Annotated in this window: 16 protein-coding genes and 1 tRNA gene; 5 read left to right on the plus strand and 12 right to left on the minus strand. The window is 66.5% G+C overall.

Features of this window, described 5'->3' with window-relative positions; translation table 11 throughout:
* The 5 genes from U5817_RS18070 to U5817_RS18090 form a co-directional block, all read right to left on the minus strand.
* A complete protein-coding gene (locus U5817_RS18070) occupies positions 1-1,392 on the minus strand; it encodes an MFS transporter (protein WP_407278318.1) in 1,392 nt (463 codons plus the stop codon).
* Between the two features lie 109 nt (positions 1,393-1,501).
* On the minus strand, positions 1,502-2,992 hold the full coding sequence (locus tag U5817_RS18075; RefSeq protein ID WP_407278319.1) for an AMP-binding protein: 1,491 nt from the start codon (positions 2,990-2,992) through the stop codon (positions 1,502-1,504).
* A 47-nt stretch (positions 2,993-3,039) separates the two neighbouring features.
* Positions 3,040-4,359, minus strand: coding sequence for a TRAP transporter large permease (locus tag U5817_RS18080; protein ID WP_407278320.1), 1,320 nt, complete (start codon positions 4,357-4,359; stop codon positions 3,040-3,042).
* The gene (locus U5817_RS18085) at positions 4,356-4,877 is read right to left on the minus strand and encodes a TRAP transporter small permease (RefSeq protein WP_407278321.1); all 522 of its coding nucleotides are present in this window, start codon (positions 4,875-4,877) and stop codon (positions 4,356-4,358) included. Before U5817_RS18085 ends, U5817_RS18080 begins: the two co-directional genes overlap by 4 nt.
* A 121-nt stretch (positions 4,878-4,998) precedes the next feature.
* On the minus strand, positions 4,999-6,057 hold the full coding sequence (locus U5817_RS18090; RefSeq protein ID WP_407278322.1) for a TRAP transporter substrate-binding protein: 1,059 nt from the start codon (positions 6,055-6,057) through the stop codon (positions 4,999-5,001).
* Between the two features lie 349 nt (positions 6,058-6,406).
* On the opposite strand from U5817_RS18090, the gene U5817_RS18095 reads away from it, so the two are divergent.
* A complete protein-coding gene (locus U5817_RS18095) occupies positions 6,407-8,731 on the plus strand; it encodes an aldehyde ferredoxin oxidoreductase C-terminal domain-containing protein (RefSeq protein ID WP_407278323.1) in 2,325 nt (774 codons plus the stop codon).
* Between the two features lie 114 nt (positions 8,732-8,845).
* Here U5817_RS18095 and adeC read toward each other — a convergent pair whose 3' ends face one another.
* The 3 genes from adeC to U5817_RS18110 are packed head-to-tail and all read right to left on the minus strand — an operon-like array spanning position 8,846 to position 14,612.
* Positions 8,846-10,240 carry an AdeC/AdeK/OprM family multidrug efflux complex outer membrane factor gene (gene adeC / locus U5817_RS18100; RefSeq protein WP_407278324.1) on the minus strand — a complete coding sequence of 465 codons (1,395 nt, stop codon included), beginning with the start codon at positions 10,238-10,240 and terminating at the stop codon, positions 8,846-8,848.
* On the minus strand, positions 10,240-13,398 hold the full coding sequence (locus tag U5817_RS18105) for an efflux RND transporter permease subunit (protein ID WP_407278325.1): 3,159 nt from the start codon (positions 13,396-13,398) through the stop codon (positions 10,240-10,242). Before U5817_RS18105 ends, adeC begins: the two co-directional genes overlap by 1 nt.
* Positions 13,399-13,409: 11 nt before the next feature.
* Positions 13,410-14,612 (minus strand): efflux RND transporter periplasmic adaptor subunit, encoded by a 1,203-nt coding sequence (locus U5817_RS18110; protein ID WP_407278327.1) that lies wholly within the window; start codon positions 14,610-14,612, stop codon positions 13,410-13,412.
* Between the two features lie 123 nt (positions 14,613-14,735).
* Here U5817_RS18110 and U5817_RS18115 point away from each other — a divergent pair, with 123 nt between their 5' ends.
* Together U5817_RS18115 and U5817_RS18120 are read left to right on the plus strand one after the other, a co-directional pair.
* Positions 14,736-15,383, plus strand: a complete 648-nt coding sequence (locus U5817_RS18115; protein ID WP_407278328.1) for a TetR/AcrR family transcriptional regulator — start codon at positions 14,736-14,738, stop codon at positions 15,381-15,383.
* Between the two features lie 204 nt (positions 15,384-15,587).
* Positions 15,588-16,313 carry an RNA polymerase sigma factor gene (locus tag U5817_RS18120; RefSeq protein ID WP_407278329.1) on the plus strand — a complete coding sequence of 242 codons (726 nt, stop codon included), beginning with the start codon at positions 15,588-15,590 and terminating at the stop codon, positions 16,311-16,313.
* A gap of 24 nt (positions 16,314-16,337) precedes the next feature.
* Here the strand turns inward: U5817_RS18120 and def are convergent, their stop codons facing one another.
* Complete coding sequence (gene def, locus U5817_RS18125; protein WP_407278330.1) at positions 16,338-16,877, minus strand: peptide deformylase; 540 nt, start codon at positions 16,875-16,877, stop codon at positions 16,338-16,340.
* A 248-nt stretch (positions 16,878-17,125) separates the two neighbouring features.
* On the opposite strand from def, the gene U5817_RS18130 reads away from it, so the two are divergent.
* Both U5817_RS18130 and alkB read left to right on the plus strand, forming a co-directional pair.
* Positions 17,126-17,296, plus strand: coding sequence for a hypothetical protein (locus U5817_RS18130; RefSeq protein WP_169129796.1), 171 nt, complete (start codon positions 17,126-17,128; stop codon positions 17,294-17,296).
* Between the two features lie 76 nt (positions 17,297-17,372).
* On the plus strand, positions 17,373-18,026 hold the full coding sequence (alkB, locus tag U5817_RS18135) for a DNA oxidative demethylase AlkB (protein WP_169129797.1): 654 nt from the start codon (positions 17,373-17,375) through the stop codon (positions 18,024-18,026).
* 188 nt (positions 18,027-18,214) lie between these two features.
* Here the strand turns inward: alkB and U5817_RS18140 are convergent.
* The 3 genes from U5817_RS18140 to lon all read right to left on the minus strand — a co-directional run bounded on the left by U5817_RS18140 (position 18,215) and on the right by lon (position 21,223).
* Positions 18,215-18,290 (minus strand) — tRNA-Val (locus U5817_RS18140).
* Between the two features lie 37 nt (positions 18,291-18,327).
* On the minus strand, positions 18,328-18,600 hold the full coding sequence (locus tag U5817_RS18145) for an HU family DNA-binding protein (protein ID WP_169129798.1): 273 nt from the start codon (positions 18,598-18,600) through the stop codon (positions 18,328-18,330).
* Positions 18,601-18,802: 202 nt separating this feature from the next.
* The gene (gene lon / locus U5817_RS18150) at positions 18,803-21,223 is read right to left on the minus strand and encodes an endopeptidase La (RefSeq protein ID WP_169129799.1); all 2,421 of its coding nucleotides are present in this window, start codon (positions 21,221-21,223) and stop codon (positions 18,803-18,805) included.
* Between the last annotated feature and the right edge of the window lie 52 nt (positions 21,224-21,275).

The raw sequence follows: 21,275 nt of genomic DNA on the forward strand, positions 1-21,275 counted from the left end.
TCAGTGGGCGCCCTGCACTTGTTCCTTGAGGTACAGTGCGCCGCCTTCCGGCGTCTCGCCTTGCTCGGCGGCCGTCTCGGGATGGAAGAACTGCTTGAGGATGAGCGCCGCCGTGGCCAGCAGGCCGGGGATGGCGACGACCATGAACACCTCGCTGAACCCGAGTTTCCGGCGTGCGAGCTCGGCCACGAGGAAGGAGCCGGCAATGCCGCCGAAGCGGCCGATCCCCAGCATCCAGGCAACGCCGGTGGCGCGGCCCTGGGTCGGATAGAAGGTGGTTGCGAGCGCCGGCATCGACACCTGGGCGGCGTTCATCATGGTGCCCGCGAGGAACACCACCACCACCAGCGCCCCGACATTGCCGACCACCTGCCCGATCGAATACACCGAGACCGCGGTGAGTGCGTAGGCGATGGCGACGATGCGGTTGCCGTTGAAGCGGTCCATCAGCCAGCCGACGAACACTGCCGCGCAGCCGCCGAGCGGGAACAGCGCGGAGATCAGCGTGGCCGTCTTCGGATCGAGGCCGGCTTCCTTGAACAGGATGGGCATCCAGTTGATCAGCGCGTAGAAGATCACCAGCCCCATGAAATAGGCGAACCACAGCATCACCGACCCCACGATGCGGGAGCGCGACAGCACGACGCCCAGGCCGCTCTTGCCGTGCGCCACGGCGACCGTCTCCGTGAGCCTGAATGCGCTGGCGCCGGCAGCGGCGGCGGAGATGCGGCCGAGCACGGAACGGATCCGCTCGGTCGACACGCCCTTCGCCACCATGTAACGCACCGACTCCGGCAGCCACACCAGCATCGCCGCGAGCAACAGGATGGGAGCGACCCCGCCGAGCACCAGCACGCTGCGCCAGCCGAAATGCGGGATCATCCACGCCGCGAGGAAGCCGCCGAACGCCGCACCGAGGGGAAAGCCGGAGAACATCGCCGTGGTGATCAGCGCGCGCCGTTTCGTCGGGGAGAATTCGCTGATCAGCGTCACCGCGTTGGGCATCGCCGCGCCGAGGCCGATCCCGGTGAGGAAGCGCAGGACGGTGAGGCTCTGCAGATCGGAGGCGAATGCGGACACTAGGCTCGCGAGTGCGAACACCAGCACGGCCACATTGAGCACCAACCTGCGCCCCAGGCGGTCGGCCAGCGGGCCGGACATCAGCGCCCCGCCTGCAAGCCCGAACAGCGCGGCGCTCAACACCGGCGCCAGGTCCGGTTTGGTGACGCCCCACTCCTGGATAAGCGACGGCGCGATGTAGCCGATCGCCGCGGTGTCGAAACCGTCGAGCAGCACGATCAGGAAGCACAGGATGAAGACGAGCCACTGGAAGCCCGAGAAGGGCTGATGATCGATGAAGGACTGAACGTCGACGGCGTCTTTACTGGACAATGTTGTCTCCTCGGTGGTCGAATGGTTTGGCAGCTGCTGGGTGGCCTTCCCGCGACAGCCTTCTATGCTTCAGTGGGCGGCCCGCAACCAGGCCACCCAATGGAGGTCGTCAGGCGGCGGCAGCGGCGTGACGCTCGTGCAGCGCGCGCAGCCGGCCGCGCTGCAGCTTGCCGGTCGGCGTCAGCGGCAGCGCATCAACCCAGTGTACCCAGCGCGGACGTCGATGGCCCGGCAGTGCGCCAATGCCGTCCTCCAACCGCTGGCGTGCCTCGGCCCAGCGTCCCGGCGCGGCCACGACCAGCACCGCCAGTGCCGTCAGGCCGTCCGCCGAATCGACGCCGACTGCCGCGATCTGCTGCAGGGCGTCGCCGCAATGCGCCGCCAGCGCCTGCTCGACCCACAGCGTGCTGACCCACTGGCCGGCGATCTTCAGCATGTCGTCGTTGCGACCCGCGTATTCGAGACGGCCATCTGCGTGGCGCAGGAACATGTCGCCGGGCGAGAACCAGCCGTTGTCGAAATCCACCTGCGCCTCGGGGCGCTTCCAGTAACCAACGGCGACCGTGGTGTGACGCACCCAGATGCGCTGCGGCAGATCCGCATCGATGTCGGGATTGAAGCGCACCTCGGTCAGCGGCGTCGGGCGCATCAAGCCGGAGTCGTCGTCGCTGTAGAGCATCAGGCACAGCGTCTCGGAGGTGCCGTAGCCGCTGATCAGGCCGCATCCGGTCTGCTCGCGCCAGCCCTGGCGTATCGCAAGCGGCAGCGCCTCGCCGGCCGACACGAAATGGCGGATGCCGCGATCCGCGAGCCGTGCCGCCACACCCGTCTGCAGCATCTTGTTGTACAGCGTCGGGACGCTGAAGAGCAGCGTCGGGCGATGCTTCGCGACCATCTCCTCGACGCGCTCGGCCGTCGGCCAGTCGCGGTCGAGGATCACGGTGGCGCCGGCACGCAGGCCCGCGAACAGGCTGTTGCCGAGCGCGTAGGCGAAAAACAGCTTGGAGCTTGCATACAGCCGGTCCGCAGATGTCAGACCGGCGAGCTTACAGGCGAAGGAGTGGGCGTTGTCGACGACGCGCTGGACGTGGATCACCCCCTTGGGCGTGCCGGTCGTGCCGGAGGTGCCGATCCACAGGGCGGGCGCCTCGGCGTCGAGTTGCAGGGGCTCGACCTCTTCGGCACGTGCGAGCGCCTGCGTCCAGTCCCGGTCGGCGACGCCGCTGCCGACCATCGCGGGTGCACCGGGAAGGGTCGCGACCAGACCCTGCAGGTCGTCCGCCTGCGCCGGCTCGCACCACACGAAGCGTGCCTCGCATTCCTTCAGGATGGGCGTGAGCTCCGCCATCGACAGCCGCGGATTGACGCCGATGGCGACACCGCCGGCCCAGATCGCGCCGAGGTAGACCTCGACCCAGTCATCGCTGTCGGGCGCGAACACGACGACGCGCTCGCCGGGAGCGAGCCCCAGCGCCTGCCAGGCTCCGGCCGCGCGCCGCACACGCTCCCGCAGCTCGGCGTAGCTCACCCGCCGCTCGTCGCATTCGATGGCTATTGCGCCATCGGCGCCGACCGACAGCAGGATCTCAGCAGCATTCATTCGCATCTCTCCATTCAAGGCGGACGCGGCAGCGCGCGTCCGCGGATTCAACCGGTGTACTGGACCAGGAACAGCGAAATCGGAGGGAAGAACACCAGCAACACCACGCGCAGGGCATCGGACGCCAGGAAGGGCACGATGCCGCGGAAGGTCGTCGCCATCGAGACGTTCTTCGCGAGGCTGTTGATGATGTAGACGTTCATCCCAACCGGCGGCGTGATCAGGCCCACCTCGACCACCATCAGCGCGAGGATGCCGAACCAGATCGCCTTGTCCGTCTGGTCGAGGCCCCAGAAATCCAGGCCCATGATCATCGGGAAGAAGATCGGGATGGTCAGCAGGATCATCGACAGGCTGTCCATCACGCAGCCGAGGAAGACGTAGATCGTGATGATCGCGAACAGCACCACCAGCGGCGGCAGGCCCGACTGGGCGACCCACGCGGCGAGCTCGGCCGGCATCTGCGTGAGGGCGAGGAAGACGTTGAGCACGTCCGCGCCGAGCAGGATCAGGAAGATCATCGCCGTCGCCTCGGCGGCGCCGTAGAGGGCCTCCATCAGCCCGGCGAAGCGCATTCCCTTCGCCACGGCGAGGATGCCTGCGGCGATCGTCCCGACCGAGGCCGCCTCGGTCGGCGTGAAGAAGCCGCCGTAGATGCCGCCGATCACGACGACGAAGATCGCCAGCACCGGCCAGACGTCGATCAGTGCCCGGAGGCGGACGCTCCACGGCTTGCGCTCGCCCGCAGGGCCGGCATCGGGCACGGCGCGGCAGTACAGCGCGATCACGAGCATATAGCCGATCGCGGCGAGGATGCCCGGCAGGAAGGCGGCGGCGAAGAGCTTGGAAATGTTCTGCTCGGTGAGGATCGCATAGATCACCAGCACCACCGACGGCGGAATCAGGATGCCCAGCGTCCCGCCGGCCGCCAGCGCCGCCGTGGACAGCGCGGGCGAATAGTTCAGTCGCCGCAGCTCCGGCAGCGCCACCTGCCCCATCGTCGCCGCCGTCGCGAGCGAGGAGCCGCAGATCGCACCGAAGCCCGCGCACGCGCCGACCGCCGCCATCGCGACGCCGCCGCGGTAATGGCCGATCAGCGACTCGGCCGCGCCGAACAAGGCCTTCGACAAGCCGCCGCGCGACGCGAAACCGCCCATCAGCAGGAAGAGCGGCACCACGGACAGGTCGTAGATCGAGTAGCGCCCGTAGGCCGCGGTCTTGAGGTAACTCAGCAGCGGATCCCATCCCGCCAGCGTGACGTAGCCGGCCATGCCGGTGAGCAGCATCGAGATCGCGATGGGCACGCGCAGCGCCAGAAGCACTATCAGGATGCCGAAGAAGATTCCGCCGATCGCGATGCCGCTCATGCGCCTTCTCCCCGGAATTTCGAGCGCGCCGTATAGAGGGCCGTCGCCGCCAGCAGCAGGAAGGACGGGGTCATGCAGGCGTAGGCGTACCAGATCGGCACGCCGAGCAGCATCGAGGTCTCGCCGCTGTCCTTCAGCCCGACGGTGCCGATCGCCATGCGCCAGGCGACGAGTCCCGCACAGGCGGCCAGCAGCAGCGCCCCGACACCGTCCAGGCGTGCGCGCCAGCGCGGCGACACGCCGGTGGTGAAGAAGTCGACCAGCACATGGCTGCCGCGCATCTGCCCCCACGGCAGGAAGGCTGTGACCGCGATCGCCGAGCCGATCTGGACGAGCTCGAAGTCACCCAGCAGGGCCGTGCCCACGAACACCCGGCTGCCGATGCTGGCGACGGACATCACCGCCACCGACAGCAGGACCAGGCCACCCGCGCCCGCGAACGCCCGCGACAGGAAGAACAAGGCGCGCCCGACCGGATCCGGCGGCGCGCAAATCGGTGTTGCGATGGGTTCCGACATGTGCGGGCACTCCCGTGAGATGGGGCGCCGGACGGCAGCCCGGATCGGCTGCCGTCGAACGACGCCCGGAAACGTGCGTGCGGCGGATGACGCCCGCAGGCGCATCCGCCCTGCTCGGCACTCAGAGCGGGTCGTATTTCCCGACCAGCGTCTGCGCGCTCTTCAGCAGCGCCTTGCCGTCGTAGCCCTTGCCCGAAACCTCCGAGACCCACGAGTCGTACACCACTTGCCCCGCCTTTTCCCATGCCTGGAGCTCGACTGCCGGGACGACGTTGAACTGGTTGCCACGGTCGGAGGCGAGCTTGCGCGCGTTGGCCGCCGACTCGTCCCACACCTTGCCGACCCAGGCCGACGCCTCGGCACCGCCGTTGGCATCGATCACCGCCTTCAGGTCCGCAGGCAGCGACTGGTACTTCGCCTTGTTCATCGCAAAGATGAAGGCCGTCGTGTACAGCGCGCGGGCCTTCGCATCGCCCTCGCTGTGGTACTTCACGAGCTCCTGCGCCTTCACCGCCGGCACCACTTCCCACGGCAGCATCGCGCCGTCGATCACCCCCTTTGACAGCGCCTCCGACACCTGCGGCACGGGCATGCCGACCGGTGTCGCACCCAAGGCGGCAAGGAACTTGTTGGTCTGGCGCGTCGGCGCCCGCAGCTTCAGTCCGCGGAAGTTCGCCTGCTTCGTGATCGGCCCCTTCACCAGATGCAACTGCCCCGCGTCATGCACATGGAACAGGATCGGATGCACGTCCTTGAACTCGCTCTGGTCGAGCTTGTTCTCGTGCACGTACTCCCACAGCGCGCGGCTCGACGCCTCCGCCTTGTTGATCATGAAAGGCAGCTCGAACACCTCGACGGCCGGGAAGCGCCCCGCGCTATAGCCGGGCAGGGTCCACACGATGTCGGCGACACCGTCGCGCACCTGGTCGATCAGCTGCGGCGGCGTGCCGCCGAGCTGCATCGCCGGGTAGATCTGGCATTTCAAGCGCCCCGCGGATTCCTTGTTGATCTTGTCGCACCACGGCGTGATGAACTTCGCGTGCGCCGTCGAGCCCGGCGGCAGGAAATGCGCGACCTTCAGCGTCACCTCCTGCGCGCCGGCCACGCCACACACCGCCGCCAGCAGCCCGCCAGCGAGAACCCCGAAAATCCTTCTTGCCTTCCCGATACGTGTGCTCATTTGTCTCCTCCTCCTGCTGCGTCTGTCGGCAACTGGTTGTTGCGCACAATAGGTCCGTGGCGACAGGCCCACAATACGCCGGGGGAACTTTCTCCACCTGTTTTGATGGATGTCAAATTATCTTGCAGTGCACTAAAATTCCGCACGCGGCAATTTCCCGACCCCGGCCGAAGCGCATCCTGCACCACGCCTCGCAACCGCTCCGAATCCACCACAGATCCCCGTCCGTCGCGCCCCGCGATCCGGCGTACGCTGCATTCTCCTGCGAAGAAATCGCCCCCTTTTTGTTTGACTTCAAACTGTTTTACAGCCACACTACATCCAGCCAACAGGAAAACAGGAGACAGTTATGGGGATCAGGGACAAGGTCGAACAACTGTGTGCACGCCTGCACGACACGCCGCAGTACGATACTCAGGGTGCCGTGCTGTTCGTCGACCTCGAAAAGCGCGAAACGCAGCGCAAGTACCTGCCGCTCGAAGTGCTGCGCACCTACCTCGGCGGACGCGGCGCCAATATGTACCTGTTGTACAACCTGCTGCAGGACGGCCGCGAAGCCCTCGACCCCGAGATCCCCCTGATCTTCGGCGCCGGCACCCTCACCGGCGACATGCCGGCCGCCACCCGCGGCAATTTCACCAGCCGCTCGCCCGAGAGCGACGCGATCCTCGACACAAATGGCGGCGACTACTTCCCGTCCTTCGTCAAACGCCACGGCTACGACCACATCGTGCTGTACGGCCTGGCCCCGCAATGGACGTTGCTGCGCATCGCGCATGAGGAAGTGCAGTTCATCGACGCGACACCCTATGTCGGCCTCGACAACCTCGACCTGCCCGGCGCGATCGAACGCGACTTCGAATGCACCGAGCGCAAGGACATGGCCCTCGCCCGCATCACCACCGCGGGGGAGAACCTCGCGCTGTGCAGCGGCATCATGGGCGGCATCAAGGCGATCTGGGCGCGTGGCGGCGGCGGCGCGAAGATGGGTTCGCTGCGCTTGAAGGCCATCATGGTGCACGGCAAGCCGGACGAAGCGCCGAAAGTGGCCGAGCTCAAAGCGCACAACAAGGTGATCGGCAAGAAGATCACCTCGACCTCGGTGATCAAGAACGCCCTCAAGCAGGTCGGCACGCCCTTCCTGTACAAGCCCTCGCGCGTGCTGGGCGCGCTCGGTACGCTGAACAACCAGAAGACGGATTGGCACCCGACGCTCGACGCGGACAACTTCGACCCCTACCGCCCCGGCATGGACGGCTGCTTCAAGTGCCCGGTGCATTGCCGCAACCTCAACGACATGACCCCCGAGGGCAAGGGCGGCTGGGGCTCGGCCGCGCTCAAGGGCCTGAAGGGCAACGCCAGCTACGACAAGGCCCAGGCCGACGTCGAGCACGGCAAGCAGCGCACCTACAACGGCATCCATGGTGACGGCAAGTTCGACCAGTACGACAAGGGCGACGGTCCCGAGTACGTCACCGTGGGCAAGTTCGGCCCGATGATCGGCCTGAAGGAGCCGGAGCACATCCTGCGCCTCAACAACATCCTCAACGACCTCGGCCTCGATTCGGCCTCGACCGGCAGCGCGATCGCATGGGCGATGGAGCTGTGGCAGCGCGGCATCATCGACGCGAGCCACACCGGCGGGCTGGACCTGTCCTGGGGCAACTACGAGACGGTCGAGAAACTGCTGTTCATGACCGCGAAGCGCGAAGGCTTCGGCGACACCATCGCCGACTCCACCCGCGCAGTCGAGCGCGGCAAGTACCCGGCCGCAGCCCTCGACTACCGCATGGCGGTGAAGGGCCTGTTCCAGTCGGACCCGCACGACGCCCGCATCCTCAAGGCCTTCGCGCTGGGCCTGTCAGTCGCCACGCGCGGCATGGACCACCTCAGGAACCGCGTCACGCTGGAGATCAACGCCCGCATCAACGACGACGCCCCGTTCAAGACCGAACTCTACGGCGGCACCGTCGCCGCCGAGCCGAACCGCTACGACGGCAAGGAATTCGCGGTGCGCCGCTGCGAGAACACCTTCGCCGTCGGCGACTCGGTGGGCATGTGCCGTTTCAACACCAAGCTGTTCAACTCCCCGACCACCCCCGACTGCGGCGACTTCGCGACCCAGCTGACGACCGCCACCGCGCACGAATTCACCGGCGAGCAGCTCAACGAGATCGGCCGCAACATCACCGGCCTGGAGCGCCTGATCAACTTCCGCCTCGGCCTGCGCGCCAAGGACGACACCCTGCCGAAGCGCTGGTTCGAGGAAGAGATCGAGGTCGGCCCCTTCAAGGGCGAGAAGGTCGATCGCAAGGAATTCGAGGCGATGAAGGCGCGCTTCTATGAAGTCACCGGCCTCAATGCCGAAGGCGTGCCCAAGGCGGACTGGCACGAACGGTTGGCGAGCGCGACCACCGGCTTCGCGGTGAGGGTGGAGCTGCCGCAGGTGCTGCCCGGCGCCCCGGAAAAGACGATCGTGATCGACGAACCGGTCGCCAACGTCGTCGCGCTGCGCGACGCACTGGCCCGCCGCCTGCCCGAAGCCCGCGAGGCGCTCGACGACCACTCGTGGAACATCGCGGTCAACGGTCACATGGTGCTGGCAGGCGAGCGCGACACTGCCCTGCACCACGGTGATCGGGTTGCCTTCGTGCCGATCATCGCCGGAGGCTGAGCGGGGAACACGGACGGGGAACCCTTCCCCCGTCCGCGCAGGACGAAATTAGAACGGCGGACGATCCTCTCGTCCGCCGTTTTGTCGTTTGCGCGCCTTCTCCGCGCGTCCCGCCTACTGCCAGCCCCCGCCCAGCGCCTTGTACAGCGCGATGCGATTGGCGGCATCGGACTGGCGCACCGCGATCAGGTCCAGCTCCGCCGCGTACAGGCTGCGCTGCGCATCCAGCAGCCCGAAATAACTGTCGACGCCCGCCTTGTAGCGCGCCTCGGACAGCTTGAAGCTCGCCTCGGTCGCCTCCACCAGCCTGCGCCGCGCGTCGAGCTGCTCGGCCAGCGTCGCGCGGTCGGCCAGCGCATCGGCGACTTCGCGGAACGCCGACTGGATCGCCTTCTCGTACTGCGCCACCGCGATCTCGCGCTGCACCTTCGTCACCTCGAGGTTCGCCGTGAGCCGTCCCGCCTCGAAGATCGGCAGCGAGATCTGCGGCACGAAACTCCACGTCCCCGACCCCGCCTCGAACAGCCCGTCGAGCGTGCTGCTCGCCGTGCCCGCCGCGGCGGTCAGCGTGATGCGCGGGAAGAAGGCGGCGCGCGCCGCGCCGATGCTGGCGTTCGCCGCACGCAGCTGGCGCTCCGTCTGCAGGATGTCCGGACGGCGCGTCAGTACCTCCGAGGGCACGCCCGCCGGCAGCTCGGCCACCGCCGTGATCGACTCCGCGAACGCCTGCGGCAGCAACGCGGACGGAACGTCCGTACCGACGACCAGAGCCAGCGCATTGCGGTCCTGCGCGACGAGCGCGGCGTAGCGGGCCGCATCGGCACGCGCCCCTTCGAGCAGCGTCTGCGCCTGGCGCAGATCCAGCGCCGAGGTCGCCCCCACGTCGAAGCTGCGCTTCGTCAGCTCATAGGACTTCTGCCGCGTCGCGAGCGTGTTGTTCGCCAAGGTCTGCCGTTCGCGATCCGCCGCGAGCCGCAGCCACGCGTTCGCGACCTCGGCGACGAGACTGATCTGCGCGCTGCGTCGGGCCTCTTCCGTGCCGAGGTACTGCTCCAGTGCCTGCTCGTTGAGACTGCGGATGCGGCCGAAGAAATCCAGCTCGTAGGCCGAGAAGCCCACTGTCGCGCTGTATTGACGCGACGTGCCCGCTTCGCCGGTCCTGCTCAGGTCGGCCGGCAGGCGCTGCGCGGTCTGCCCGCCATTCGCCGAGATCGACGGGAACAGGTCCGCGCGCTGTATGCCGTATTGCGCCCGCGCGCGCTCGATGTTGAGTGCGGCGATGCGCAGGTCGCGATTGTTCGCGAGCGCGAGCTCAACGAGCTCGCGCAGGCGGGGGTCGGCGAAATAGTCGCGCCACGCCGGCGCCTCGCTTGCGCTCGCGGTGCCCGCCGGCGCATCCGGGAACGCGGCCGGGACCGGCGCGGCGGGACGCTCATAGGCGGGGATCAGCGAACACGCGCCCATGAAGGCGGCGGCCACGGCGACGACCAATGTACGGAGTTCGGTCATCACTTGGTCTCCTGCACGGTCACGCCGGACGCTTCGTCCTGCGGCTTGCTCTTGAAAATTCGCTTGATCACGACGTAGAACAACGGAATGAAGAAGATGCCCAGCACGGTCGCTGCGATGGTGCCCCCGAGCACGCCGGTGCCGATCGCATTCTGGCTGCCGGCGCCCGCGCCTTTGGCGATCGCCAGCGGCAACACGCCAAGGCCGAATGCCAGCGAGGTCATCAGGATGGGCCGCAGCCGCATGCGCACGGCCTCCAGCGTCGCCGCGATCAGATCCTTGCCCTCCTTCTCCATCTGCGCCTTGGCGAACTCCACGATCAGGATCGCGTTCTTCGCCGACAGGCCGATGGTCGCCAGCAGGCCGACCTGGAAATACACGTCGTTCGACAGCCCGCGCCCGGTCGCCGCCAGGATCGCGCCCAGCACCCCCAGCGGCACCACCAGCATCACCGCGAACGGCACCGACCAGCTCTCGTACAGCGCTGCAAGGCACAGGAACACCACCAGCAGCGACAACGCGTAAAGCGCCGGAGCCTGTGCACCGGAACGGCGCTCCTCGTAAGAGGTGCCGGTCCATTCGTAGCCGATCCCCGCCGGCAGCTTGGCCATGATCTCCTCGACCGCAGCCATCGCATCACCGGACGATAGCCCCGGTGCCGCCTGGCCAAGAATCTCGATCGACGGCTGACCGTTGTAACGCTCGAGGCGCGGCGAGCCATACACCCAGCGTGCCGTCGTGAAAGCTGCCAGCGGCACCATCTCGCCCTGCTTGTTGCGCACGTACCACTTGCCGAGATCTTCCGGCGTCATCCGCGCGGGCGCATCCGCCTGCAGGTACACGCGCTTGATGCGGCCCCGGTCGATGAAGTCGTTCACGTACACGCCGCCCCACGCGGTGTTGAGCGTGTCATTGACGTCCGCGATCGACACGCCCAGCGCACCCGCCTTGGCATGATCGATGTCGAGCTGATACTCCGCGACGTCGTCCTGGCCGTTGGGCCGCACGGCTACCAGCCGCTTGTCCTGCGCCGCCAGCCCCAGAAACTGGTTGCGCGCGCCAACCAGCGCATCGTGGCCGAGGCCCGCACGGTCTTGCAGCATCAGGTTGAAGCCGTTCGAGGTGCCGAGTTCCAGCACCGCCGGCGGAACGAAGGCGAAAACCATCGCCTCGCGGATCTGCGAGAACGCCCCCATCGCGCGCCCGGCCACCGACTTCACGTCGCGCCCCGGCTCGCGGCGCTCGCCCCAGTCACGCATGCCGACGAAGCCGAGACCCATGTTCTGGCCACTGCCGCCGAAGCTGAAGCCCGCCGCAGTGAAGATGGTGCGCACGCTGTCCTTCTCGGTCTCGAGGAAGTGCTGTTCGACCTTCTTCAGCACCTCGACCGTGCGCTCCTGGGTTGCACCCGCCGGCAGCGTGACCTGGGTGAACATCACGCCCTGATCCTCCTCCGGGAGGAAGGAAGTCGGCATGCGGGCGAACATCAATCCCAGCACCGCGATGATTGCGACATAGATCACGAGATAGCGGAAGCTGCGATGGAGGATGCGGGCAACGGCCGACTCGTAACGATGCGTGTTGCGCGCGAACATCACGTTGAACCAGTGGAAGAAGCGGCCGAACATCCCGCCCTCGCCATGCTCGTGCCCTTTCTCCACCGGTTTCAGCATCGTCGCGCACAGTGCCGGCGTGAACACGATCGCGACCAGCACCGAGAGGCCCATCGCCGCGGCGATCGTGATCGAGAACTGGCGGTAGATCACGCCCGTCGATCCGCCGAAGAACGCCATCGGGATGAACACCGCCGACAGCACGAGGCCGATGCCGACCAGCGCGCCGGTGATCTGCCCCATCGACTTCTTCGTCGCCTCCTTGGGCGAAAGCCCCTCCTCCGTCATCACGCGTTCGACGTTCTCCACGACCACGATGGCGTCGTCCACGAGCAGGCCGATCGCCAGCACCAGGCCGAACATCGTGAGCGTGTTGATCGAGAAGCCGGCCGCCGCCATAACGCCGAAGGTACCGAGCAGCACCACCGGCACCGCGATGGTCGGGATGATCGTCGCACGGAAGTTCTGCAGGAACAGATACATCACCAGGAACACCAACGCGATCGCCTCGATCAGCGTCTGCACCACGCCCTGGATCGAGATCTTCACGAAGGGCGTCGTGTCGTAGGGAACCACGACCTCGATGCCGGCCGGGAAATAGGGCTTCATCTGTTCGATCTTCGCCCGCACCGCGGCCGCAGTCTCAAGCGCGTTGGCACCCGCCGCGAGCTTCACGCCGATACCGGCGGCCGGCTCCCCGTTGAAGCGACCGACGATGCCGTAGTTCTCGGCCCCGATCTCGATGCGCGCGACATCTCTGAGCCGCACCTCACCGCCCTGCGCGGAGCTGCGCAGCAGGATCTTCTCGAACTGTTCCACCGACTCCAGGCGGTTCTGCGCGGTGATCGTCGCCGTGAAGCCCTGCCCCGACACCGCCGGCACGCCGCCGAGCTGGCCGGCCGAAACCTGGGCGTTCTGCGTGCGGATCGCCGCCTGCACGTCACCCGGCGTCAGGTGGTAGTTGTTGAGCTTGGCCGGATCCAGCCACACACGCATCGCGTACTGGGCGCCGAACACCTGCACTTCGCCGACCCCGGTCACGCGTGACAGCGGATCCTGCACGCTCGACACCAGGAAATCCGAGAGGTCGGCACGATCGAGATTCTTGTCCTTCGCAACGAAACCCAGCACCATCAGGAAGTTGCGCGTCGACTTGGCGACCTGCACCCCCTGCTGCTGCACCGCCTGCGGCACCAGCGGCAAGGCCAGCTGCAGCTTGTTCTGCACCTGCACCTGCGCGATGTCCGGGTTCGTGCCCGCATCGAAGGTCAGCGTGATCGTCGCGCGACCGAAGGAATCCGACGACGAACTCATGTACAACAGGCCGTCGAGACCGGTCATCTTCTGCTCGATGACCTGCGTGACCGAGTCCTGCACCGTCTTGGCCGAAGCACCGGGATAGGTCGCATTGATGACCACGGTCGGAGGCGCGATCGACGGATACTGCGCCACCGGCAGGCGCAGGATGGACAGCGCCCCGAACAGCATGATCACGATCGCGATGACCCACGCGAAGATGGGCCGGTCGATGAAGAAACGTGCCATTGTCCGCTACCTCAGTTGGCCGCCGCCGGGGCAGGGGCCGCCGCTGCGGGCGAACCCGCCGCACCGGCTTCCTGAGCCTGCACCGCCGCGCCCGGACGCACCTTCTGCAAGCCCTCGACGATCACGCGCTCGCCCGGCGCCAGCCCCTGCGTCACCACCCACGCGTCCCCCTGCGACTGCGCCGTCGTGACGATGCGCGACTCGACCTTGCTCTCGCCATTGACCACCATCACTGTCGCGTTCCCGCGCGCATCGCGGCTCAGGGCCGCATGCGGAACCAGGATTGCTTCGCTGTTCACACCCTGCGAGAGCCGGGCACGGACATACATGCCCGGCAGCAGCTCGCCCTTCGGGTTCGGGAACACCGCGCGCAGCGTCACGCTGCCGGTGCCCTGATCGACAGTGATCTCGGAAAATTCCAGCTTACCCTCCGCCCCGTAGAGCGAGCCATCCTCGAGCACCAGCTTGACCGGAACCGCATCGCCACCGGCACGCTTCAAGCGCCCGTCGGCAAGATCGCGGCGCAGCTTCAGCAGCTCGGCACTCGACTGAGTGACGTCCACATAGATCGGATCGAGCTTCTGCACGGTTGCCAGCGCCGCTGCCTGGTTTGCCGTCACCAGCGCGCCGGGCGTCACGGACGAACGGCCGATACGGCCACTGATCGGCGAGCTTACCCGGGTGAAATCGAGATCGATCTTCGCCCGGTCGACCGCCGCCTTGGCGCTCGCCACCTCGGCCTGCGCCTGCTTGAGTGCGGCCGCCGCGTCGTCATTGGCCTGCTTGCTCACTGCCTCGATGCCGACCAATTGCGCGTAGCGTTCCGCCTTCAGCCGCGCCGCCTGGACATTCGCCTCAGCACGGGCAAGATTGGCCTTCGCACTGTCATGTGCGGCCTGGTAGGTCGCCGGATCGATCTGATACAGCACCTGCCCGGCCTTCACCTCGCTGCCTTCCGTGAACAGCCGCTGCTTGACGATTCCGCCCACCTGCGGCCGCAGCTCCGCGATCAGATAGGGCGCGGTCCGGCCCGGCAGCTCAGACGTCATCGGAACCGCTTCCGTGCGTAACGAAACCACCGTGACGGCCGGCGCCCCCTGCCCCGCGCCGGGGCCTGCCGGCTGCGACGTGCCACCACTGCAGGCCGATACGAGTAATGCGCCAACGACCACGGTCATCAGGACGTTGAAACGCTGGCTGGGGTTTCTATGCATGTTTCGCCTCGAAATCATCGCGCACCGCCGGTCGCAGTGCGCTGAACGGAATTCATTATGCCAGAATTAGAATGGTCATTCTAGATTGAGCGCTCATTCTATGTTAGCCTTGAACGCAGATCAATGTTGCTGCAAACGCATTACGACCACGAGAACCGCCAGATGTGCCCCGAACCCGTCGAACATTCACGCGCCGAAGCGCGCCGCGCCCAGATCCTTGACGCTGCTGCCGACTGCTTCCGCCAGCACGGATTCCATGGCGCCAGCATTTCGCAGATCTCGAAGGCGGCGGGTATGAGCCCGGGGCATATCTATCACTACTTCGAAAACAAGGAAGCGATCATCTCGGCAATCGTCGCGAGCGACCTCGAACGCTTCCTCACCCTCACGGCCGAAATCAGGTCCGCGTGCAACGTGCGCGAAGCCATGCTCGCCCGCGTGGCCGAAGGCATCGACCAGTGCCTGGACCCGCTGACTGCAGGTCTGAAGCTGGAAATCGTCGCGGAAGCCTCACGCAACCCCCATGTTGCAGAAATCGTGCGCGCGGCCGACCAGGTCTGCCGCGAGAGCCTCATGTTGACGATACGGGACGTGCGCGGCGCAGCCGGCCACGAGGACGACGACGCAAAGCTCGCCGCGATGGTCGAGGTCTTGGTCACGATGTTCGAAGGGCTGCAGATCAGGACGATCCGCAACGAGAACATCGATCGCAACGTCGTGATTCCCCTGTTCCAGAACGCCCTGCGCAACCTGCTGGACAACACGCCCTGAGGCCACGGCCGGCTCCGCACCCTGCTCACGCCTCACCGGCACACACGGCGAGCCGTGCTCCCACAGCCCCGCTCGCCCCATTTATCCGCTCCTCCCGCCCCCGCGGACGCTGCCATGCAGCACTCCCGATGAAACCGGGGATATGCGCCTGCTTGTAACCTTTGCACGCGCCATCTCATCTAATGGGCAAAACGGGAGCACGTCATGACAACCGTCGCACGTACCGGATCCTCGCCCGAGTCGGACAGGGCCCTGATCGAATGCATCCTCGCCGGCGAAGTCCTGGCCTTCGAGCGCCTGATGCGCCAGCACAATCGCCGCCTGTTCCGTGTCGCGCGCAGCATCCTGCGCGACGACGCCGAAGCCGAGGACGCCGTGCAGGACGGCTACATCGAAGCACACCGCGCCCTGCGCAACTTCCGCGGCGAGTCCCGCCTGTCCACCTGGCTCACGCGCATCGTCGTGAACCAGGCCCTCGCCCACCGGCGCGCACGCCGGTCGGCCGGTGATGCGGACACCGACCTCGACACGCTACCCGACCACGGCGACCACGAGATCGCACAGACGCCGGAGACACTGGCGATGCGGGCGGAACTGCGTCGCATCATCGAATCCTCCATCGACCGCCTGCCCGAAGGCCATCGCACGGTATTCATGCTGCGAGCCGTCGAAGGACTCAGCGTCGACGAAACGGCCGCAGCGCTGGGCATCTCCGAAAGCAACACCAAAGTCCGCCTCCTGCGCGCCCGCGCGCAGTTACGAGAATCACTCGGTCAACACCTCGGCACGCTGCTCGAGGACGTATTCAGCTTCGACGGCCAGCGCTGCGACCGAATCGTGGCGCGCGTATGCGAACGCCTCGGCCTGACGCTCTCGGCGTCCCCCACCCAGCCCGCTCCGGACGAACCGCCAGCCGGCCCTCGACTCTGAGGTCGGCTCCGCGCGATCCCCCGCTCATTCTGCCCCCGGATCGTCTCCCGAATCCGGGAACAACACTTCGGCAAAGCCGAACCTGCTCAAGTCGCGCATGCGCATCGGGTACAGCACGCCCGCTAGATGATCGCATTCGTGCTGCACGACCCGCGCGTGAAACCCGTCCACACTGCGGTCGATCCGGCTGCCGTCCGGCGCGCGCCCCTGGTAGCGGATACGCCGGTAGCGCGGCACCACCCCGCGCAACCCCGGCACGGACAGGCAACCTTCCCAGCCCTCCTCCTCGTCGCCGTCCAGCGGCGTGATGACCGGATTCACGAGGATCGTGCGCGGCACCGGCGGCGCCTCCGGATAACGATCGCTGTGCTCGAAGCCGAAGATCACCACCTGCAGCCCCACCCCGATCTGCGGAGCCGCCAGCCCGACGCCCCCCGCGGCGGCCATCGTGTCGAACATGTCGGCGATCAGCGCATCGAGTTCCCGCGTGGCGAACGCGCGCACCGGCTCGGCCGCCTGGAGCAGGCGCGGATCGCCCATGCGGAGGATGGATCTGACTGCCATGGATTGCACGCTCCCGAACGGTTTCGACGTGATGGACGCCGGCCGCACGACCGCCGGCCCGCGCGCAATGGTACGACGAGCCCGATCCGCATCAAAGCCGCCTCCGCCCCCCGGCCACGGCTCCGACGGCGCGATCGCCCCGAATTGAGCGGTTTTCCCAACGCTTATCGACGCAGCGACAGCCGCTTCGCGGCGATAAGCTGATCCCATGTCCGAACCGTTTGGTACGAACGGACGAGGAGCCGAAGATGGACATCGAATATCTGGAATACGACTGCGAGGTGATCGACCTCGATGACAACCCCGCCCCCGGCCGCGAAGCACAGGCCGACGATGCCGCGGTCGAGGCTGTGTTTGCCAGCTGGTTCACCGACTGGCGCAACCGCAGCGCAGCCGACGCAGGGATCGGCGCGAACTGACCTTCTGCGCTACCATCGCCCACACCGATCAGCGGCGCCTGCGCGCAACCCCCGCGCTTCACGACGAATCGTCCGGATGACGCCCGACCTCTTCGATCATGGCGACGAAGCCCCCACCGGCCGCGAAGCGCTGGCACCGGGCGCGCTGGTGCTGCGCGGCTTCGCCCGCAACCAGGCCGAGGGCCTTGTCGCCGAGATCGACGCAATCTGCGCTCGCGCCCCGTTTCGTCACATGCTCACGCCTGGCGGTCAGCGCATGTCCGCCGCGATGACCAACTGCGGCCCGCTCGGCTGGGTATCGGACCGCCGCGGCTATCGTTACCAAGCCGTCGATCCCGACAGCGGCAAGCCTTGGCCGCCCATGCCCGGCGCCTTCCTCCGACTCGCCGCGGATGCCGCCGCCGAGGCCGGGTTTGCAGGATTCGTTCCCGACGCCTGCCTCATCAACCGCTACGAGCCCGGCGCCCGGATGTCCCTGCATCAGGACCGCGACGAACGCGACCTGTCGGCCCCCATCGTCTCGGTATCGCTCGGCCTGCCGGCGATCTTCCTGTTCGGCGGCCCGAATCGCAGCGACCGCGCCGAACGCGTGCTCCTCCTGCACGGTGACGTCGTGGTGTGGGGCGGCCCGTCCCGGCTGCGCTTCCACGGCATCCTCCCCGTCAAGGAGGGCGCTCACGCACTGCTCGGCCGCCAGCGCATCAACCTGACCTTCCGCAAGACAGCCTGAGCGGCCGCAACGTCGCGCGGAGCACCATCGACGCCGGGCACATCGAGCTTATCGGAGTACCGTCAGGTGTACCGGCACCGATCGCCCGCCAGGGAAATCCGCAACCACACCGCCAGACGTAAAAAAACCCGCCGGGCCTAAAGCCGAGCGGGTTTCTCGTGCAGCTTGCCACCTGGTGGCTGATGTTCTGGTGGGTGCTAACGGGGTCGAACCGCTGACATCCTCCTTGTAAGGGAGGCGCTCTACCAACTGAGCTAAGCACCCGTACTGGACGGGTACTTGGCCCTTCCAGCAAAGTCCGTCAGTTTACTGCATCTTTCAGGGCCTTGCCAGCCCTGAATTTCGGAACCTTCGCCGCCTTGATCTTGATGTTCTTGCCGGTACGCGGATTCCGTCCGGTGCGCGCCGCACGCTCGCCAACATGGAAGGTGCCGAACCCGACGAGGGTCACGGAGTCGCCCGCCTGAAGCGCGTCCTTGACCGCCGCAATCGCAGCATCGAGCGCCTTGCCCGCGGCCGCCTTCGACAACTCTGCTCCCGAGGCGATTTGGTCGATCAGTTCGGATTTATTCACTTAAGTCCCCTTCTGGATATGAGAGCGATGACCCGAAATGCGCAAACCCACAGCCGGAGCCGCATTCAGGGCGATTCCAAATGCGTTGCGAGAAGCACGGCCTTTATATCGCGCGGTCTTCCGGGGTGTCAATACGCGCTGCAGCGATTTACATCGTTGCAGCGCGTATTCGACGCGGGACTCGGGGACCCGTCCCTCGCTCTCAGTGTGCGCGGACGGTCTTGCCGCTCGCGCTGCCCTCGGCGGAGTCCGCCGGCGGCGTCTCCTCGACCACGGCCTCGGGCAGGGGCTGAGGCGTGCGCTCGAGGGCATGCTCGAGCACCTGGTCGATCCAGCGCACGGGGATCACCTCGAGCGCGTTCTTGATGTTCTCGGGAATTTCCACGAGATCCTTCACGTTCTCTTCAGGGATCAGCGCCACGCGGATTCCGCCGCGCACCGCTGCGAGCAACTTCTCCTTGAGACCGCCGATCGGCAGCACTTCGCCGCGGAGCGTGATTTCCCCGGTCATCGCAACGTCGCAACGCACCGGAATGCCCGAGAGCACCGACACCAGCGCGGAGCAGATCGCGATGCCCGCCGACGGACCGTCCTTCGGAATCGCGCCTTCCGGCAGGTGGATGTGGATGTCGCTCTTCTGGTAGAAGTCTTCCTGGATGCCCAGCGAGCGCGAACGCTTGCGCACCACCGACAGCGCCGCCTGGATCGACTCCTGCATCACCTCGCCGAGCTTGCCGGTCGTCATGACCTTGCCCTTGCCCGGCAGCGCGACTGCTTCCACGGTCAGCAGCTCGCCGCCGACCTCGGTCCAGGCTAGGCCCGTCACCTGGCCGATCTGGTTTTCCTTCTCGGCCATGCCGAAGGAGTACTTGCGCACGCCCAGGTACTTGTCGAGATTCTTCGCGTTGACGACCACCTTGCTGGTGCGCTTCTTCAGCACCAGCGACTTCACCACCTTGCGGCAGATCTTGGAGATCTCGCGCTCCATGCTGCGCACGCCCGCCTCACGGGTGTAGTAGCGGCACACGTCGCGCAGCGCTTCCTCGGTCACCGACAGCTCGTCGCGCTTGAGGCCGTTGTTCTTCATCTGCTTGGGCAGCAGATAGCGCAGCGCGATGTTGACCTTCTCGTCTTCCGTGTAGCCGGACAGGCGGATCACCTCCATCCGGTCGAGCAGCGCCGCCGGGATGTTGAGGGTGTTCGCCGTCGCCACGAACATCACGTCCGACAGGTCGAAATCGACCTCGATGTAGTGATCCTGGAAGGTGTGGTTCTGCTCGGGGTCGAGCACTTCGAGCAGTGCCGAGCTCGGATCGCCGCGGAAGTCCATGCCGAGCTTGTCCACCTCGTCGAGCAGGAACAGCGGGTTCTTCACCCCGACCTTGCTCATGTTCTGCAGGATCTTGCCCGGCATCGAGCCGATGTAGGTGCGACGGTGGCCACGGATCTCGGCCTCGTCACGCACGCCGCCCAGCGCCATGCGGATGAACTTGCGGTTCGTCGACTTGGCGATCGACTGGCCGAGCGAGGTCTTGCCGACGCCCGGGGGGCCGACGAGGCACAGGATCGGCGCCTTGACCTTGTCGACCCGCTGCTGGACCGCAAGATATTCGAGGATGCGTTCCTTCACCCGCTCGAGACCGTAGTGATCCTTGTCGAGGATCTTCTCCGCCTCGGCAAGGTCGCGGCTCACACGCGACTTCTTCTTCCATGGCAGGCCGACCAGCGTGTCGATGTAGTTGCGCACGACGGTCGCTTCGGCCGACATCGGGGACATCAGGCGCAGCTTCTTGAACTCCGCCTGCGCCTTCGCGAGCGCCTCCTTGGGCATGCCCGCGGCCTTGATCTTCTTGTCCATCTCCTCGAGGTCGGCACCCTCCTCGCCTTCCCCGAGTTCCTTCTGGATCGCCTTGACCTGTTCGTTCAGGTAGTACTCGCGCTGGCTCTTCTCCATCTGGCGCTTGACGCGGCCACGGATGCGCTTTTCGACCTGCAGGATGTCGAGCTCGGTCTCGAGCTGGGACAGCAGGCGCTCCAGGCGATCGCCGGTGTCGGCCATCTCCAGCACTTCCTGCTTCTGCTCGAGCTTGAGCGGCAGGTGGGCGGCGATGGTATCCGCGAGCCGGCCGGCATCATCGATCCCGGACAGGGACGCAAGGATCTCCGGCGGGATCTTCTTGTTCAGCTTAACGTACTGGTCGAACTGGGCGATGATCGCGCGGCGCATCGCTTCGAGTTCGTTGTTGTCGGTCTCGGGCACCGGCACCGGGGTGACCTTGGCCACGAACACGCTGCGCAGGTCCTCGACCGAATCGACACGCGCCCGCTGCACGCCTTCGACCAGCACCTTGATGGTGCCGTCGGGCAGCTTGAGCATCTGCAGGATGTTGGCGATGCAGCCGATCTCGTAGAGGTCTTCGGCCGACGGCTCGTCCTTGGCGGCGGATTTCTGCGCCACCAGGAGGATGCCCTTGCCCGCCTCCATGGCGTTCTCGAGTGCCTTGATGGACTTGGGGCGACCCACGAAGAGCGGAATCACCATGTGCGGGAACACCACTACGTCGCGCAGCGGCAGCAGCGGCAGTTCCATTTGCTCGTGGGGGAGGTCAAGCGGGCCTGACATGATTGTTTTTACCTCGAAAGGATTGGTCAGGCCCACATGGGGGCCCGACCAT

Origin of the sequence: Aromatoleum evansii, from assembly GCF_045689615.1 — a bacterium.
In the GTDB taxonomy this organism is placed as follows: Bacteria; Pseudomonadota; Gammaproteobacteria; order Burkholderiales; family Rhodocyclaceae; genus Aromatoleum; species Aromatoleum evansii.